Here is a 13,913-nt window from a genome sequence, read left to right on the forward strand (position 1 = left end):
AACAGACAATCGTCACTATTACAACCACCTGATCCAGGGATCGGATAATCATTAGCACACTTATTTAAAGTCACCTTAACTCTCACTGACTTAGCACAACTTAAGCGATGCTTAGTCAGTTTATGAAAAAACTTCGTCATCATGACAAGTTTTCTTAAGCGAAGCGGATGAGTGCTGGGAACGCAGTTTTTAAAATTATGAACAGGGTGAACAATACAAAAAAATAAAAAATAAAGATTATAAAATACAATTAGTTAAAATTAATAATCAAAATTAATTTTCTATACAGAAAGCAAAAAACGTACAACTTTCTGCTTAAAATTAAATAGCAAACACTATTAATTGAAACATTTTAATATCCACAGAAACATTTAGTTACATAGTTAACACTTGCGTTAAAATATCCAATCGCTAAATTGGAAACAGTTACCACTTCTTTAGTTAATTTTCTTTTGCTGACCGAAATAAAATCATTTCGGCGATTAAAAATATTTAACATACAGCACCGTCGCGGCACTCGTCACGTTATAGAGAATTAATTCTTATTAATTCAAAAGGTAGCGACATAAACCAGGTGGAGTTTCATCATGTATAATGAAGTCCATGCCCTTCAGGGCCCTACGTTATTGTTAATGACAAAACCCTCTCTCCAGGCTTCAGCCTTATTACAGCACCTGCGCGCCTCGTTAGAAATAAATGGCCGTATTCATAATATCCAACGCCCACTGGATGAGTTTCCCGGTAATGTTCTGATTTTATTTGATATGGCGGAAACAGATAAAAAGACCATTCTGTTCTGGCAGGATAAACTAAGTCGTAAAAACAGTCAGATAAAATTGTTGTTACTCAATACGCCGGAGGAGTATCCCTTCCGGGAGATTGAAAACTGGCCGCACATCAATGGCGTTTTTTATCTTGCTGCAGAAGAGCCCAAAGTCATCGAGGGACTACGCGGGGTACTGGCTGGCGAATGTTACTTCTCGCAGAAACTGGCCAGTTATCTGATCAGCCACTCCGGCAACTACCGGTTTAACAACTCCGAGTCATCCCGCCTGACGCAGCGCGAAAAGGAAATACTGAATAAGCTGCGCGTTGGCTCTTCCAATGTTGAAATCGCGCGTTCGCTGTTTATCAGCGAGAACACGGTCAAAACGCACCTGTATAACCTGTTCAGAAAGATAGCCGTCAAGAACCGAACTCAGGCGGTTTCCTGGGCCAACGATAATCTTCGGCGATAGCCTCATGAAACGTTCAGCTGCATTTACGCTGGCAGCTTGCTGCTGCCTGATAAGCAGTGTCCTGGCCGAAGAAGTCGAGATCCCTGGACTGCTGACAGACCATACCGTCACCTCCGTTGGCCACAGCTTTTATCGCGCCTTCAGCGATAAATGGGAAAGCAACTATACCGGTAATTTAACCATCAACGAGCGCCCCAGCGCCCGCTGGGGGAGCTGGATAACGATTACCGCAGGCCAGGATGTTGTTTATCAGGCTTTTCTTTTTCCCACAAAACGCGACTTTGACAAAAACGTTGACGTTGCACTGATCCATACCGATGAGGCGCTTAAACGCAGGCTGATCGATAAGCAACTCTTGAGCACCAGCGATTTAACCCACGATGAATTCTAGGAGACGATGATGCGTATTTATCATGCCGTACTGCCCGTGCTGTTATTTACGCCGCTGGCCTGGGGCGGGAATATGGTTTTCCAGTTTGTGAACCCCAATTTTGGCGGTAACCCTAATAACGGCGCCTATTTGTTAAATTCGGCCCAGGCGCAAAACTCTTATAAAGATCCCAGCTACAGCAGCGATCTAGGCATTCAAATGCCCAGCGCGCTGGATAACTTCACCCAGGCGCTGCAGTCGCAGGTGCTGGGGGGGCTACTGACCAATATTAATACCGGTAAACCAGGGCGCATGGTCACCAATGATTTTATCGTCGATATTGCCAACACTGACGGCCAGCTTCAGCTCAACGTCACCGACCGCAAAACCGGCAAAACGTCAACCATTCAGGTATCCGGCCTGCAGGCAAATTCCACGAATTTTTAGTGGCTTAAGATCATAATACCTCTGAAAGGATCACTATCATGCAGCGCATACTTCTGATTATGGCGGTGTTTTTATTAAGTGGTTGTTTGATGGCGCCGCCGAAAGAAGCTGCCAGGCCAACGTTATTACCGCGCGCGCAAAGCTACCTCGACCTGACGCATTTGCCGGAAGCAAAAGGTAAGCTCTATGTTTCGGTGTATAACATTCAGGACGAAACGGGCCAGTTCAAGCCCTATCCTGCCAGCAACTTTTCTACCGCCGTACCGCAGAGCGCGACGTCTATGTTGGTCACGGCATTGAAGGATTCCCGCTGGTTTATCCCCCTAGAACGCCAGGGGCTGCAAAACCTGCTGAACGAACGCAAAATTATTCGTGCCGCCCAGGAAAATGGCACCGTGGCCGATAATAACCGCGCCCCGCTGCACTCTCTGATGGCGGCCAATGTGATGATTGAAGGCTCGATCATTGGCTACGAGAGTAACGTGAAGTCGGGTGGCGCGGGCGCTCGCTATTTTGGCATTGGGGCCGACACGCAGTACCAGCTTGATCAAATTGCCGTTAATTTAAGGGTGGTGGACGTCAGCACCGGCGAAGTTATGTCGTCCGTCAACACCAGCAAAACGATCCTGTCCTACGAGGTGCAAGCCGGCGTTTTCCGGTTTATTGATTATCAGCGTCTGCTGGAAGGTGAAGTGGGCTATACCAGCAACGAGCCGGTCATGCTGTGCCTGATGTCCGCCATTGAAACGGGGGTCATCTATCTGGTCAACGACGGTATCGACCGGGGACTCTGGGATCTGCAGAATCCGGCCGATGTTAACAATCCGGTGCTGGTGAAGTACAAACAGCTCTCAACGCCGCCCGCTTCCTGAGACTCTCTGCCTCGATAAAAAAACCAGCTTTCGCTGGTTTTTTTATTCGCTTAACAATGAGCTGGCTTTCGGTTTTGGCTTGTCCCGCCGCGCAGCAAGCCACAACCCGCTGTTTTTCATGGCAAAGCCAAACACCAGACCTAAAAGCAACGAAGGTACAACGTTGTGCCACTCACCCTGATTGGCAAAGGTTGCACAGGCGCCGATAAACGTCCCGGGGACAAACGAGAGCAAAATATGGCGCGCCTGAATACACATCAGGAAGGCGACTACGCCGGTCATGATATAGCCCAGGATTTCCGCCTGCGGCGCCAGCGCGCTGCCGTGAATAATCACCAACGCCCACAGCACGCCGCTGCACAGCGTACACAGGGAAATAAAAAGCCCCTTCATACCGCCCTGCGGACAGGCAAAATAAGCGGTACAGCCGAGGAAACCGGCCCAGCCCAGAAGGCCGAGGCTCACCGCCACCCAGCCCCAAAGGCCGGAGAGAATACCGGTGGTGATTGCTAATGGAATAAGTGTCTTCATGGCGCCGTATCATAGCAGAGGCCGGGCTAACCACTACGATCTGGCGCACGTTTTTTGTAAATAAGAAATCAGCGTTACATTTTAATTGTGATTAACATCACAATTACTCATCCTCTGATTCCTGCAGCTCATCGCGCATGGCCTGCAGCGCCTCACGGCTGATTGCCGCCAGCGTGCGGTAGAATGGCGTTGTGGCATGGGCTTCAACTTTGCCCAGGAAAGTCCCGCACCACGGCATCAGGTAGTCATCAAACAGCGTCACCTGCGCTTCAAACTCATCTTCCTGAGACTGGTCTTCAAGCCACGAGGCCGCCAGCAATAGCGTCCCAAAATGATCGGCCGGGGACTCACCCAGCGGCATGCCACGCTGCTTCAGGAACTGGCGCACTTCGCCTTCATCGCTCCCCTCTTCCCAGGCGGAACGGAATGGCGGCACGCTGCATTTTTCGCCGACAAACAAAGCGTTAAAGTCGGCCGCCAGCAGCTGCGGATCGCAGCTATTTTGCAGCCGGCCCAACAGCTCATCCTGCTCCAGTGGCCAGCTTGCCGCCAGCTTCCCTTCACGGATCAGCGTAAAAAGAGGCACCAACAGGGGATCCTGCGGCTGGCGATAAAAAAGCGATCCGAGTACGCGGCAAATAATTGAAAATTCATTCATGACTGGCTCTATCCATTACGGGTGTTAATTACAGTGTGGCAAATTCAGCAATTGGCGCCATGCCACGGGCTTCCAGGAAGCCCAGCAGGCGCTGCGGAGAGACGTTAAGGATCCGCTCTTCCGGGAAATTGATTTCGTCGAGGATTTTACGGCATTCGGTGAAATCCCCCAGCGTAAAGGCAGTGTGAGAGTCAGATCCTAACGCCAGCCAGCCACCTGCATCGCGCACGGCTTCGGCAATAGCGCGGCAGTTTGGGCCGCTGCCAATGCGCGAATGGGTAAACGAAGAATTATTCAGCTCCAGCGCGACGTTATATTTCGCCGCCGCCGCCGCAACAGCTGGGATATCAATCTCAAACTTAGGATTCCCCGGATGGCTGATGATATGTACGTCGCCGTTCGCCATCGTCGCGATCATCGCTTCGGTGTGGGTGGCTTTATCTTTGGGCGGGAACACCGGCTCATGGAAGCCCGCGATAATTAAATCCAGCGCGTCCAGCATCGGGCCGGTGCAGTCTATTTCCCCGGCAGTATTTTTAATGTTCGACTCAATACCGCGCAAAATGCCGACGCCATCGACCAGTCGTGGCCAGATACGCATATTAATAAAGTGCCAGTAATGCGGCGCATCCGCCATATCCGGGCCGTGGTCGGTAATGGCGAACAGCTTGATACCTTTGGCTTTCGCAACGGCAATATAATCGTGGAGGGTACTGTAGGCGTGGGTGCTGGCAACGGTATGCATATGCAGGTCAACGGGATACATGGCTTTCTCCTTTTCTATTTTGAAGTAAGGATACCAGCAATCCATGACAATTTTTAGCCTGCTTCTGGAACGTTATCAGCCCGGCCAGGGCCGGGCTTGATGCTTAATAGCCGTGCTGAAGTGAGACCTCACCGGAAACGGCTTCACCGTTTTCCAGTTGAGTAATCGTTTTTGCTATATAGGCAATCGCCTCATCAGGACGAGTTACCGCTGCAACATGCGGCGTAATTGCCACGCGAGGATGCGCCCATAGCGGATTATTTTCCGGCAGCGGCTCTTTAGAGAAGACGTCCAGCATTGCGCCCTTGAGCTGCCCGGCATCCAGCGCCGCAAGCAGATCGGCCTCGACAAGGTGAACGCCGCGCGCGAGATTTATCACGTAGGACTCTTTAGCCAATTGACTCAACAATTCACGATTGATGATGCCGACGGTTTGCGGCGTATTAGGCAGCAAGTTGATCAACACGCGGGTGCCGCTTAAAAAGGCAGGTAGCGCTTCGCCACCGGCAAAACTTTCTACGCCAGGGAAATCTTTCTTACTGCGGCTCCAGCAGCGAACCGGGAAGCCCCAGGCCACAAGACTTTCAGCGACTTTACCGCCCAGCACGCCTGCACCGAGGATCCCAATGGTGAAATCCTCGCGACGATAATCGTCCAACGGCTGCCATTGCCCCTGCTGTTTTTGCCTTTGGTAATCGTCAAAACGACGGAACCAGTGCAGCACCTGACTGACCGCATACTCCTGCATCTGCAGCCCCATGCCGGTGTCTTCGAGACGGAACAGCGGCACGCCGTCAGGCAGCATGTCAGGATGAGCCTGAAGTTTACTGAGGATAGCGTCAACGCCCGCACCAAGCGCAAATACGCCTTTTAGCCCTTTACGGCCGCTAAGCATTTCCACCGGAGGATGCCAGACAAGGGCATAGTCTGCGGGTTGCTGGTCGCCCTGCTTCCACTGACGAACGCGAGCGCCAGGCAAAGCCAGCTGAAGGCGATTCAGCCAGTACTCGGTGTCAAAAGTGGGGTGATGAAAAATAATGTCCATACTGCCTCCTTTTTTCTTAGGCTTGCGCGAATCGACTCGCCATGCAAGCCCCAAAGTAATAAAAAGCAGCATCTTGTGGTGGTTTAAGAATCAAGTTGGACGAAGTTTGGCTAAACGCACCAAAAACATGAAATTAGCATTGACGGCGAAGCCCATTTTCCCTAAATTAGCGCCCGTTCCAGCAGCGCTGGAGCGACAATATGGTGAGGTGTCCGAGTGGCTGAAGGAGCACGCCTGGAAAGTGTGTATACGGCAACGTATCGAGGGTTCGAATCCCTCCCTCACCGCCATATTCGATAAGAGAGCCTGAACTCACGTTCAGGCTTTTTTATTGCCCGTAACCCCTTGAGGGACGGGTGAGAACCCTCGACAAGGGTTCGACAAAACGGCAGGACAGCCGTTTTGCATTGCCCCCGGCAACCCGCAGGGCGAGCGCCATGGACGGCGCGAGTGATATCCCTCCCTCACCGCCATATTTAAAGAAGAGCTCGCATGCAAATGCGGGCTTTTTTTTCGCATATTGCACCACGAGGGACGGATGAGAACCCTCGACCAGGGTTCGACAAAACGGCAGGATGGCCGTTTTGCATTGCCTCCGGCAACCCGCAGGGCGAGCGCCATGGACGGCGCGAGTGATATCCCTCCCTCACCCCATATACCCTTCACAACTCACCCAATATTTGTACGTCGATCTTGATTTGATTCCGACAAGAAAACCTTAGCAGGTTAAAAACCAGCAGCCTTGAGCTGGCACAGCAGACGATTTCCAATGCGGAAGCCTCGCTGAAGGCAGTGCAAAAACAGCAGCAGATTGGCATCGGCGATTATCTGACAGCCTTAACGACGCAGCGCACGCTATGGAGCGCTCGCCACTCGCTTATTTCACTGCAGCAAATGGCGCTGGAGAACCGCATTACGCTCTGGCAATCGCTGGGAGGTAATGCCAGCTAGCGCGATGATAACCTTCTCACGCCCACAGGAATTAGCCGGGCGGGGCTTTTTTCGACGAATTTGCCTTAAAACCGCCTCAACCGCTCACACCTTAACCGAACGCGGCATAATCCATAAATTAGGCTTGACCGAAGAGGGCTGACTCCCTATAGTAGCGCCCCGTTGCCCACCTAAGGTGTGCAGCAAAAAATATGGTGAGGTGTCCGAGTGGCTGAAGGAGCACGCCTGGAAAGTGTGTATACGGCAACGTATCGAGGGTTCGAATCCCTCCCTCACCGCCATATTCGATAAGAGAGCCTGAACTCACGTTCAGGCTTTTTTATTGCCCGTAACCCCTTGAGGGACGAATGAGAACCCTCGACCAGGGTTCGACAAAACGGCAGGATGGCCGTTTTGCATTGCCTCCGGCAACCCGCAGGGCGAGCGCCATGGACGGCGCGAGTGATATCCTTCCCTCACCGCCATATTTAAAGAAGTGCTCGCATGCAAATGCGGGCTTTTTTTCGCATGTTTCACTATGAGGGATGGGTTCGAATTTAACCTGCAGTTACTTCTTAGCAACTCTTTGCGCCAGGTAGTAGTTTATATAATCCCTGTATTCATCCTTTGTTTCTGCCGGGATCTCGCTTTCCGCAAAGAAGGTGAGCGCCAGACCTTCTGTAGGATCATTAATCATGCGGCCTGACCAGCTTGTCACTTCGAACAGTGCAGTAATGACGTTAATCCTGTCTTTATTCTCGAGCGTAAACGTATAGTCCGAACCCGAAAAAGTGCCGAGTAAAGTCAGGTCGTGAACATCAAGATTCGTCTCTTCTTTCACTTCACGAATAGCCGTTTCTTCAAAACTTTCACCGGGCTCAAGCAAACCGCCGGGCAATCCCCAACCGCCATCGCGCCTCAGCTGCAACAAAATGCGCTGCTGATCATCGGTAATGATGACATTCGCCCCGGCCAGTAATAAAAGCCGGTGGCCTACCAGCGCCCTCATTTCTTCCACGTATCCCATCGCCTAGCCTCCGGGCATAACGCCGCGTTATTGTCAGCGTTTATACACGATTCAGATGAAACCGGCATGACTGACTCCGTCACTCTTTCTTACGCTGGTATTTCTCCGGCAGCGGCGGAACCGGACGGCGATCGTCCATCAAATGAAGCACGGTCAGAACCGGATGGTGAAACAACATTCGGGGACCACTCCAGCGCATCACCTGCTTCATTTCTTCACGTTTTGCGGGCTGATAGCAGTGGATGGGACATTGCTTGCAGGCGGGCTTTTCTTCGCCAAAAGCGCAGCGATCCAACCTTTTGGCAGCGTAGTCGTATAGCCGTGAGTAGTGGTCTGGATCGGGGCTGGCAGCTGGGTTTTTGCGCTCGTACAGGGCGAGCATTTTAGCGATGGTTTGCTTTTCGCGTTGGATGCGTTTTCCGGACATAGCTGCACCTGGTTAACCGGTACAAATGTCCGGTCAATGATTGTCGATAAGATGCAGCAATAATACACCTTATCGACAGCAGGCCGAAGTACGAATAGGGGTCAGAGATCGCGGAACGTGCCCAGACGGTAGCCTCGCTCGGCAATCGCGTACTTCAACGCGGCGGAGGTAAGCACTTCCAGCTCCGCAAGGCGCGGGTAGCAGTAGTTGCTTTTCAGCAGCGTGTTATCCACAAATGACGGGTGGCACATCACTTCCAGCGAGGCTTCCTCTCGCTTAGCCGAAGCATCCACGCACTCCAGAAGCAGGCTTTCAGAAATCGAATCGCCGTAAAACTCGCTGCTAAACCCTTGCGTAGTCCGCACGCCATCCAGGGAAATGTTGTCCCGGGCTGCGGCATCACGATCGACGCGCAGCGGGATCCCTTTCGCGCTGGCAAACGCCGCAACGATGGGGAAAATTTCCGGGATCATATGCACGTGATGGTGGCTATCAAGATGGGTTGGTTCAATACCAAAAATCTCGATAAAGCGCTGATACTGGCTTTCCAGTTCGCGTTTGATCTCGTCCAGGTCCAACTGCCCCTGCTCGGCCATCTCCCAAATCCATTTACCCAGTACGCCCGTTTCGCGAGTCAGCACCGGCATGTTGGTCAGCGGCTGTCCCAGCGTCAGCACGAAGTGCATGCCGACCCCCAACCCCGGATAGCGTGCGCACAGCCCGGCAGCGTGTTTAATGGCTTCAGCGTTAACCATCGCGGTGGTTGAAGTCACCACACCGTGGTGAAACGCTTCGATGATGCCGTAGTTTTGCGCCTTACTCAGGCCAAAGTCATCGGCGTTGATAATCAGTAAGCGGTCCATAGCATCCCTCTTGAGTGGCCCTCCCCGTCCGGGGAGGGCAAGGCATTAAGCCAGTTTTTCGATAGCTTTCGCAAAGTTTGGCAGATGGGCTTTATGGGCAAGCAGCATCTCTTTGGCAATCACTTCTGCATCCTTGTCAGAGTGGATAAGCGGGCTCAGGTTCAGCGCCAGCAGCACATCGTTGAATTCACCGCTCAGCGCCGCCTGGCTCGCCGCCACTTCGAAGCCTTTGATGGTATGAATCAGGCCCATCACTTTTTCGTCGAAGTGAGTCACGCGCGGGTGCGGTCTTGCACCATCACGGCCAATGATACTGGTCGTTTCGATAGCCCAGTCCGCCGGGATATTGTCCACGTGCCCATGGTGCGGGATGTTCACGTAGTGCTCGGTCTGCTTATCATTGTAGATAGCGCTGATCACTTCGCATGCGGCGTCAGAGTAGTAAGCCCCGCCGCGCAGCTCCAGCTCTTTCGGTTTCACATCCAGGTTAGGATCTTTATACAGTTCGAACAGCTGTTTCTCGACCTTCTGCACCACGGAAGCGCGCGCGCCACCTTTGTAGAACTCGCCCATTTCGATGGCCAGCATCTCTTTCTGCTTGAAGTAGTACAACAGGTAAGAGCACGGCAGCAGGTTCAGAGAACGGATCAGCCCTTCGCTAAACGGCATATCGAAGATGTTTTTCACCGAGTTAGCGCTCAGTTTACCGCTGGCTACGCCGTCCAGCAGTTCAGCAAAGCGGGATTCGCCGTTCACCAGCACATCTTTAATGAACACCATGTGATTCAGGCCGAAGAGATCGATCCCCAGGTCATCTTCCGGGGTCAACTTCAGCACGTCGGTAATAAACATCTTCATGCCAACAGGAATGTTGCACACGCCGATGAATTTTTTGAAGTTAGTGTGGCGGAATACCGCCTCAGTCACCATCCCGGCCGGGTTAGTGAAGTTGATAACCCACGCATCCGGGCAGATTTCCTGCACGTCTTTGATGATGTCGAAAATCACTGGAATGGTGCGCAGACCTTTGAACAGGCCACCCGCGCCGTTGGTTTCCTGGCCAAGATAACCGTGGCTCAGCGGAATACGCTCATCCAGCTCGCGCGCTTTCAGCTGGCCCACGCGCAGCTGGGTGGTCACGAAGTCCGCGTCTTTCAGCGCTTCACGGCGGTCGAGGCTCTTGTGTACCGTCATCGGCACACCGGCGTGCTCAATCATGCGCTGGCAAAGATTGAAAATAATATCCTGCTTTTCTTTACCGGCTTCGACATCCACCAGCCAAAGTTCAGTAATCGGTAATTCATGATAGCGCTTAATAAAACCTTCAAGTAATTCTGGGGTATAGCTGCTGCCGCCACCGATAGTAACAACTTTTAATTTCTTAGTCATACAGGCTCCCGTACAGCGCCACGCGCCGTATTTAGAAAATTGAATAAGTTAATAAAAACGCAATATTGACCGTGGTAATTAACCAGCACCTTAATTAATGCTGTACAATTTCTTCCGATAACTATTTGGCGTAAAAGAGGTGACCTTTTTAAAGTTCTTAATAAACATACTGGGACTGCTGTAGCCGGACTCAAAGGCAATATCGGTCACCGACGAGTTAGTAATCTCCAGCTGCTTCTTGGCAAAATTAATGCGGATTTCGTTAATAATCTGCATCGGCGTCTTGCCATAATAGCGCTGAGTGGCGCGCGTTAAATATTCCTGCGACTTACCCGAAAGCGCGACCATGTTTAATAAGGCTTTGTCACCAAAACGCATTTTGTCGTGCATCCCTTCAACGGTGGATTTTAACCACAATGGAATATCATCCTGATTTTCCGACTCCCGATAATGGCGCAGTCGATTGACGACATAAAAACTCACCATTTCGAGGAACTCGTTAAATTCCCCTTCGCGGAAATTAAACGAGGCAATCACCGATTCCATAAACGCCAGGAATTCATCCTTAATCTGGTAAACCTGTGAGGCCACCAAATGGGACGGCAGCAGCGGCATATAATGCTGTTCAAAGAACTGCTGACTGATCCCCACGTTAAATAACCGGGTCGCACCAAACTCGTAGAAACTCTGATGATGGGAACCGACCGGAATAAAGACAAAATCGCCTCGCTCCATCAGTACGCGCTTACCGTTAATTTCCTGGTAGTAGCGCCCGGTCAACACGATAGTGAATTCGTAGTAGTCATGCTGGTGCAGCCCGCTCACGCTCTCTTCTTTGGTGTAGATAAACGCATGGAAACACTTGCCGTTAAACAGCTGGCTTTCACGAACAATGTTAATTTCCATATTGTCTATCTCTGGCTGCATATGCTGACCTTCTACTTGTCCATTTTCTCGTGCAATTCAATCAACTCGGTGACCAGCTCACGCGCCAGCATCGAAGTCATCAGGTGGTCCTGCGCGTGTACCAGCACCAGGCTCACTTTGGTTTTGCCTTCGCCCTGGTCGCCTTCAATCAGCTTAGTCTGCACCAGGTGCGCTTCGTTCAGAGCAGTGCGGGACTGGTCCATCATCTCTTTGGCCCCGGCGAAGTCACCCTGCTTGGCCTTTTTGAGCGCGCCGTAGGCCAGGCTGCGGGCCTGGCCTGAATTGATGATTAAGCCCATCACCACTTCTTCGAGATCGTCCACTTCTACTTCAGTTTCAATAACATTATCTAAATCAAACATAAGCGTGCTCCCCGGATTCTGAAAACGGGGGAGGCATGCCCTCCCCCGGCTGAACTTAGAATTTCAGTGCGTTAGCGATATCTTCTTCGCTTTCTTCTTCTTCAATAACCGCCTGTGCCTTGTTGGACAGGATAACGAACGGCATGTACACCAGCGTTGCAACACCCAGGTTGAACAGCGCCACCAGCAGCGCAGCGACGCTGCCGTTACTGTTAAAGAAGGCGCCCAGGCCGGTAGGCATGGTCCACGGTGCCAGGTTGGTGACCGGCGGGATAATGCCCATGGAGTACGCAATCAGGGTGATCGCGGCCAGAATCGGCTGTACCGCCACGAACGGGATGAACATGACCGGGTTCATGATGATCGGCAGACCAAACAGAATCGGTTCGTTAATCTGGAAGATGCCTGACGGCAGGGCCAGCTTAGCCACCTGACGGTGATCGGCGCGGCGAGAGGCGATGAAGATGGCGATAATCAGACCCAGCGTCGCACCGGAACCACCCAGCAGGATGTAGGAGTCGAGCATTGGTTTGGCCCAGAAGTGGAACTGTTTGCCCGCTTCGATAGCGGCTTCAACAGAACCGTACTGCTGGTACAGCGCCACGTTTTCCAGCGCCCATGGGGTCATGATGCCGTTATCCAGAGCGGTAAGCGCCAGGGAACCGTGAACACCGAAGAACCACAGCAGGGAGTTGAAAATCACGTATGCCCAGCCAACCACGCTACCCATTGACGCCAGCGGAGTCGAAATGGAGTCCATGATGATCTGGTGGAAGTTGCTGCCATAGTGAGACAGCGCCCAGGAGATGATCCCGAAGATAGACAGAATCAGGAAACCTGGGATTAACGCCGAGAACGAGCGGGATACTGAAGCCGGTACGCTGTCCGGCAGGGTAATTACCCAGTTCCGGCGCACAACAAAGGTAAACAGCTCCGCGACAACCAGACCGATAATCATACCGGAAATAATATTCTGGCCGCCTAACCAGTTAGCGCCCACGGCATAGGCTTCGCCTACGCTATATGGCGTAACGGTCATAAAGGCCGCGACGGATAATAAGCCCGCTGCCAAAGGATCGACCTTTCTTTCTTCAGCTAATGCCATGCCAATGAAAAAAGGCGCCATCAGCGACATTATGCCCAACGTACCGTTGTACACATTGCCGCCGATAGCTTTAAACCCATTCAGGGTTTCAATGGTCTCGGGGTCTAAACGGATGCCTAACGAGTAGAAGAATGACCCTGCGCCGAAGCTCAGGAATACGTTGTTGATCAGAACAAACATTGCACCCGTTAGGGTTAATGGCATTAATTTAATAAAACCATTTTTAATGGCATTAACGTGAGGCTGCTTTCCTATTTTTACAGCAAAAGGCAGGAGAACCTTCTCAAGTGAATCAATGACTTTACTCATATTATAAATATCCTTGAAAGCCGTAATTACTTACGGCTGTAGGTGTAAGTCGCTCTTTGACGGAAAATTAAACAAAACAAGAATAAAAAATTAACTCTCGGCCGCTGCTTTCTTAATTGCTGCCACAGCCGCTTTCAACACACCCAGCCCATCGACTTTACCGTACAGAGCAGAATCGATAACTTCTACAGGCTTGGTGGGCAACAATTTCTTGATATCTGCCTGCATGTAGGCAATTTGTGGCCCGAGTAATACCAGGTCCGCATGTTTCCCTTTCTCGCTGGCCAAAGACTCAGAGAAAGCTTCAATTTCTACCGGCACTTCATACTTTTCGGCCTGCGCTCGCATTTTGGTCACTAACAGCGAGGTTGACATCCCAGCGGAGCAGAACAGGTAAATTTTTTTCTTTTGCATAAGTTGTTCCTCAAGTCTCAATACGCTGTAACGGACTTCCGGGGCGTATTGTTGCTGTTCCAAAGCGGGTTTGTGGAGAGAGACTATTGTCTCTGCTTGAGGAAAGTATACGGCATGCATTCTGAAGAGAGATAATTCTCATGCCTCATAAATTGTCTCTCCTTGACCTGGCGTTATGACCCCCTTCACAGTTTGGCCAAATAATTCGCGCAAATAAAAAAGCCCAAACCGAA

Annotated in this window: 16 protein-coding genes, 2 tRNA genes and 1 pseudogene; 7 read left to right on the forward strand and 12 right to left on the reverse strand. The window is 51.4% G+C overall.

The features are described 5' to 3' along the window. The first annotated feature begins 587 nt into the window (after window positions 1-587). The 4 genes from csgD to csgG are packed head-to-tail and all read left to right on the forward strand — an operon-like array spanning window position 588 to window position 2,927. Window positions 588-1,238 (forward strand): biofilm master transcriptional regulator CsgD, encoded by a 651-nt coding sequence (gene csgD, locus F3J28_RS09325; RefSeq protein ID WP_166875241.1) that lies wholly within the window; start codon window positions 588-590, stop codon window positions 1,236-1,238. 4 nt (window positions 1,239-1,242) lie between these two features. Beyond that, window positions 1,243-1,629, forward strand: a complete 387-nt coding sequence (gene csgE / locus F3J28_RS09330) for a curli production assembly/transport protein CsgE (RefSeq protein ID WP_166875244.1) — start codon at window positions 1,243-1,245, stop codon at window positions 1,627-1,629. Between the two features lie 9 nt (window positions 1,630-1,638). Beyond that, window positions 1,639-2,055 carry a curli production assembly/transport protein CsgF gene (csgF, locus tag F3J28_RS09335; protein ID WP_008453564.1) on the forward strand — a complete coding sequence of 139 codons (417 nt, stop codon included), beginning with the start codon at window positions 1,639-1,641 and terminating at the stop codon, window positions 2,053-2,055. Between the two features lie 38 nt (window positions 2,056-2,093). Beyond that, window positions 2,094-2,927, forward strand: a complete 834-nt coding sequence (csgG, locus tag F3J28_RS09340) for a curli production assembly/transport protein CsgG (RefSeq protein WP_166875247.1) — start codon at window positions 2,094-2,096, stop codon at window positions 2,925-2,927. Window positions 2,928-2,969: 42 nt separating this feature from the next. Here csgG and F3J28_RS09345 read toward each other — a convergent pair whose 3' ends face one another. The 4 genes from F3J28_RS09345 to ghrA all read right to left on the reverse strand — a co-directional run bounded on the left by F3J28_RS09345 (window position 2,970) and on the right by ghrA (window position 5,927). Then, the gene (locus F3J28_RS09345; RefSeq protein WP_166875249.1) at window positions 2,970-3,458 is read right to left on the reverse strand and encodes a DUF1097 domain-containing protein; all 489 of its coding nucleotides are present in this window, start codon (window positions 3,456-3,458) and stop codon (window positions 2,970-2,972) included. A gap of 103 nt (window positions 3,459-3,561) precedes the next feature. Then, window positions 3,562-4,116, reverse strand: a complete 555-nt coding sequence (locus F3J28_RS09350) for a TorD/DmsD family molecular chaperone (RefSeq protein WP_166875251.1) — start codon at window positions 4,114-4,116, stop codon at window positions 3,562-3,564. A 28-nt stretch (window positions 4,117-4,144) separates the two neighbouring features. After that, entirely contained in the window at window positions 4,145-4,882 is a 738-nt protein-coding gene (locus F3J28_RS09355) for a phosphatase (RefSeq protein WP_008453572.1), read from the reverse strand. A gap of 103 nt (window positions 4,883-4,985) precedes the next feature. Next, window positions 4,986-5,927: a glyoxylate/hydroxypyruvate reductase GhrA gene (gene ghrA, locus F3J28_RS09360; RefSeq protein ID WP_166875252.1), complete on the reverse strand. Its 942-nt coding sequence runs from the start codon at window positions 5,925-5,927 to the stop codon at window positions 4,986-4,988. Window positions 5,928-6,129: 202 nt separating this feature from the next. On the opposite strand from ghrA, the gene F3J28_RS09365 reads away from it, so the two are divergent. The 3 genes and pseudogenes from F3J28_RS09365 (at window position 6,130) to F3J28_RS09375 (ending at window position 7,159) form a co-directional block, all read left to right on the forward strand. Further along, a tRNA-Ser gene (locus tag F3J28_RS09365) sits at window positions 6,130-6,217 on the forward strand. A gap of 454 nt (window positions 6,218-6,671) precedes the next feature. Then, a pseudogene (locus tag F3J28_RS09370) lies at window positions 6,672-6,878 on the forward strand (TolC family protein); the annotation flags it as partial. A 193-nt stretch (window positions 6,879-7,071) separates the two neighbouring features. Further along, window positions 7,072-7,159: transfer RNA gene (locus tag F3J28_RS09375), tRNA-Ser, on the forward strand. A gap of 266 nt (window positions 7,160-7,425) precedes the next feature. Here the strand turns inward: F3J28_RS09375 and F3J28_RS09380 are convergent. The 8 genes from F3J28_RS09380 to F3J28_RS09415 form a co-directional block, all read right to left on the reverse strand. Further along, entirely contained in the window at window positions 7,426-7,884 is a 459-nt protein-coding gene (locus F3J28_RS09380) for an NUDIX hydrolase (protein ID WP_166875254.1), read from the reverse strand. A gap of 79 nt (window positions 7,885-7,963) precedes the next feature. Next, complete coding sequence (locus F3J28_RS09385; RefSeq protein WP_166875256.1) at window positions 7,964-8,311, reverse strand: nitrous oxide-stimulated promoter family protein; 348 nt, start codon at window positions 8,309-8,311, stop codon at window positions 7,964-7,966. 101 nt (window positions 8,312-8,412) lie between these two features. Further along, complete coding sequence (gene chbG / locus F3J28_RS09390; RefSeq protein ID WP_166875258.1) at window positions 8,413-9,174, reverse strand: chitin disaccharide deacetylase; 762 nt, start codon at window positions 9,172-9,174, stop codon at window positions 8,413-8,415. Window positions 9,175-9,219: 45 nt separating this feature from the next. Beyond that, entirely contained in the window at window positions 9,220-10,563 is a 1,344-nt protein-coding gene (locus F3J28_RS09395) for a 6-phospho-beta-glucosidase (protein WP_039291727.1), read from the reverse strand. Between the two features lie 90 nt (window positions 10,564-10,653). Continuing rightward, a complete protein-coding gene (gene chbR, locus F3J28_RS09400; protein WP_034808027.1) occupies window positions 10,654-11,490 on the reverse strand; it encodes a transcriptional regulator ChbR in 837 nt (278 codons plus the stop codon). A gap of 11 nt (window positions 11,491-11,501) precedes the next feature. Then, window positions 11,502-11,852 carry a PTS N,N'-diacetylchitobiose transporter subunit IIA gene (gene chbA, locus F3J28_RS09405; RefSeq protein ID WP_166875260.1) on the reverse strand — a complete coding sequence of 117 codons (351 nt, stop codon included), beginning with the start codon at window positions 11,850-11,852 and terminating at the stop codon, window positions 11,502-11,504. A 55-nt stretch (window positions 11,853-11,907) separates the two neighbouring features. Beyond that, the gene (gene chbC, locus F3J28_RS09410) at window positions 11,908-13,266 is read right to left on the reverse strand and encodes a PTS N,N'-diacetylchitobiose transporter subunit IIC (protein ID WP_008455639.1); all 1,359 of its coding nucleotides are present in this window, start codon (window positions 13,264-13,266) and stop codon (window positions 11,908-11,910) included. 90 nt (window positions 13,267-13,356) lie between these two features. After that, on the reverse strand, window positions 13,357-13,680 hold the full coding sequence (locus tag F3J28_RS09415) for a PTS sugar transporter subunit IIB (RefSeq protein ID WP_008455640.1): 324 nt from the start codon (window positions 13,678-13,680) through the stop codon (window positions 13,357-13,359). Between the last annotated feature and the right edge of the window lie 233 nt (window positions 13,681-13,913).

This window comes from Enterobacter sp. Ap-1006 (genome assembly GCF_011752835.1).
GTDB lineage: Bacteria > Pseudomonadota > Gammaproteobacteria > Enterobacterales > Enterobacteriaceae > Cedecea.

Excerpts from the sequence above, each read along its gene's own strand:
- csgD (WP_166875241.1), top strand. The coding sequence starts at position 588 with ATGTATAATGAAGTCCATGCCCTTCAGGGCCCTACGTTATTGTTAATG.
- csgE (WP_166875244.1), top strand. The coding sequence starts at position 1,243 with ATGAAACGTTCAGCTGCATTTACGCTGGCAGCTTGCTGCTGCCTGATA.
- csgF (WP_008453564.1), top strand. The coding sequence starts at position 1,639 with ATGCGTATTTATCATGCCGTACTGCCCGTGCTGTTATTTACGCCGCTG.
- csgG (WP_166875247.1), top strand. The coding sequence starts at position 2,094 with ATGCAGCGCATACTTCTGATTATGGCGGTGTTTTTATTAAGTGGTTGT.
- F3J28_RS09345 (WP_166875249.1), bottom strand. The coding sequence starts at position 3,458 with ATGAAGACACTTATTCCATTAGCAATCACCACCGGTATTCTCTCCGGC.
- F3J28_RS09350 (WP_166875251.1), bottom strand. The coding sequence starts at position 4,116 with ATGAATGAATTTTCAATTATTTGCCGCGTACTCGGATCGCTTTTTTAT.
- F3J28_RS09355 (WP_008453572.1), bottom strand. The coding sequence starts at position 4,882 with ATGTATCCCGTTGACCTGCATATGCATACCGTTGCCAGCACCCACGCC.
- ghrA (WP_166875252.1), bottom strand. The coding sequence starts at position 5,927 with ATGGACATTATTTTTCATCACCCCACTTTTGACACCGAGTACTGGCTG.
- F3J28_RS09380 (WP_166875254.1), bottom strand. The coding sequence starts at position 7,884 with ATGGGATACGTGGAAGAAATGAGGGCGCTGGTAGGCCACCGGCTTTTA.
- F3J28_RS09385 (WP_166875256.1), bottom strand. The coding sequence starts at position 8,311 with ATGTCCGGAAAACGCATCCAACGCGAAAAGCAAACCATCGCTAAAATG.
- chbG (WP_166875258.1), bottom strand. The coding sequence starts at position 9,174 with ATGGACCGCTTACTGATTATCAACGCCGATGACTTTGGCCTGAGTAAG.
- F3J28_RS09395 (WP_039291727.1), bottom strand. The coding sequence starts at position 10,563 with ATGACTAAGAAATTAAAAGTTGTTACTATCGGTGGCGGCAGCAGCTAT.
- chbR (WP_034808027.1), bottom strand. The coding sequence starts at position 11,490 with ATGCAGCCAGAGATAGACAATATGGAAATTAACATTGTTCGTGAAAGC.
- chbA (WP_166875260.1), bottom strand. The coding sequence starts at position 11,852 with ATGTTTGATTTAGATAATGTTATTGAAACTGAAGTAGAAGTGGACGAT.
- chbC (WP_008455639.1), bottom strand. The coding sequence starts at position 13,266 with ATGAGTAAAGTCATTGATTCACTTGAGAAGGTTCTCCTGCCTTTTGCT.
- F3J28_RS09415 (WP_008455640.1), bottom strand. The coding sequence starts at position 13,680 with ATGCAAAAGAAAAAAATTTACCTGTTCTGCTCCGCTGGGATGTCAACC.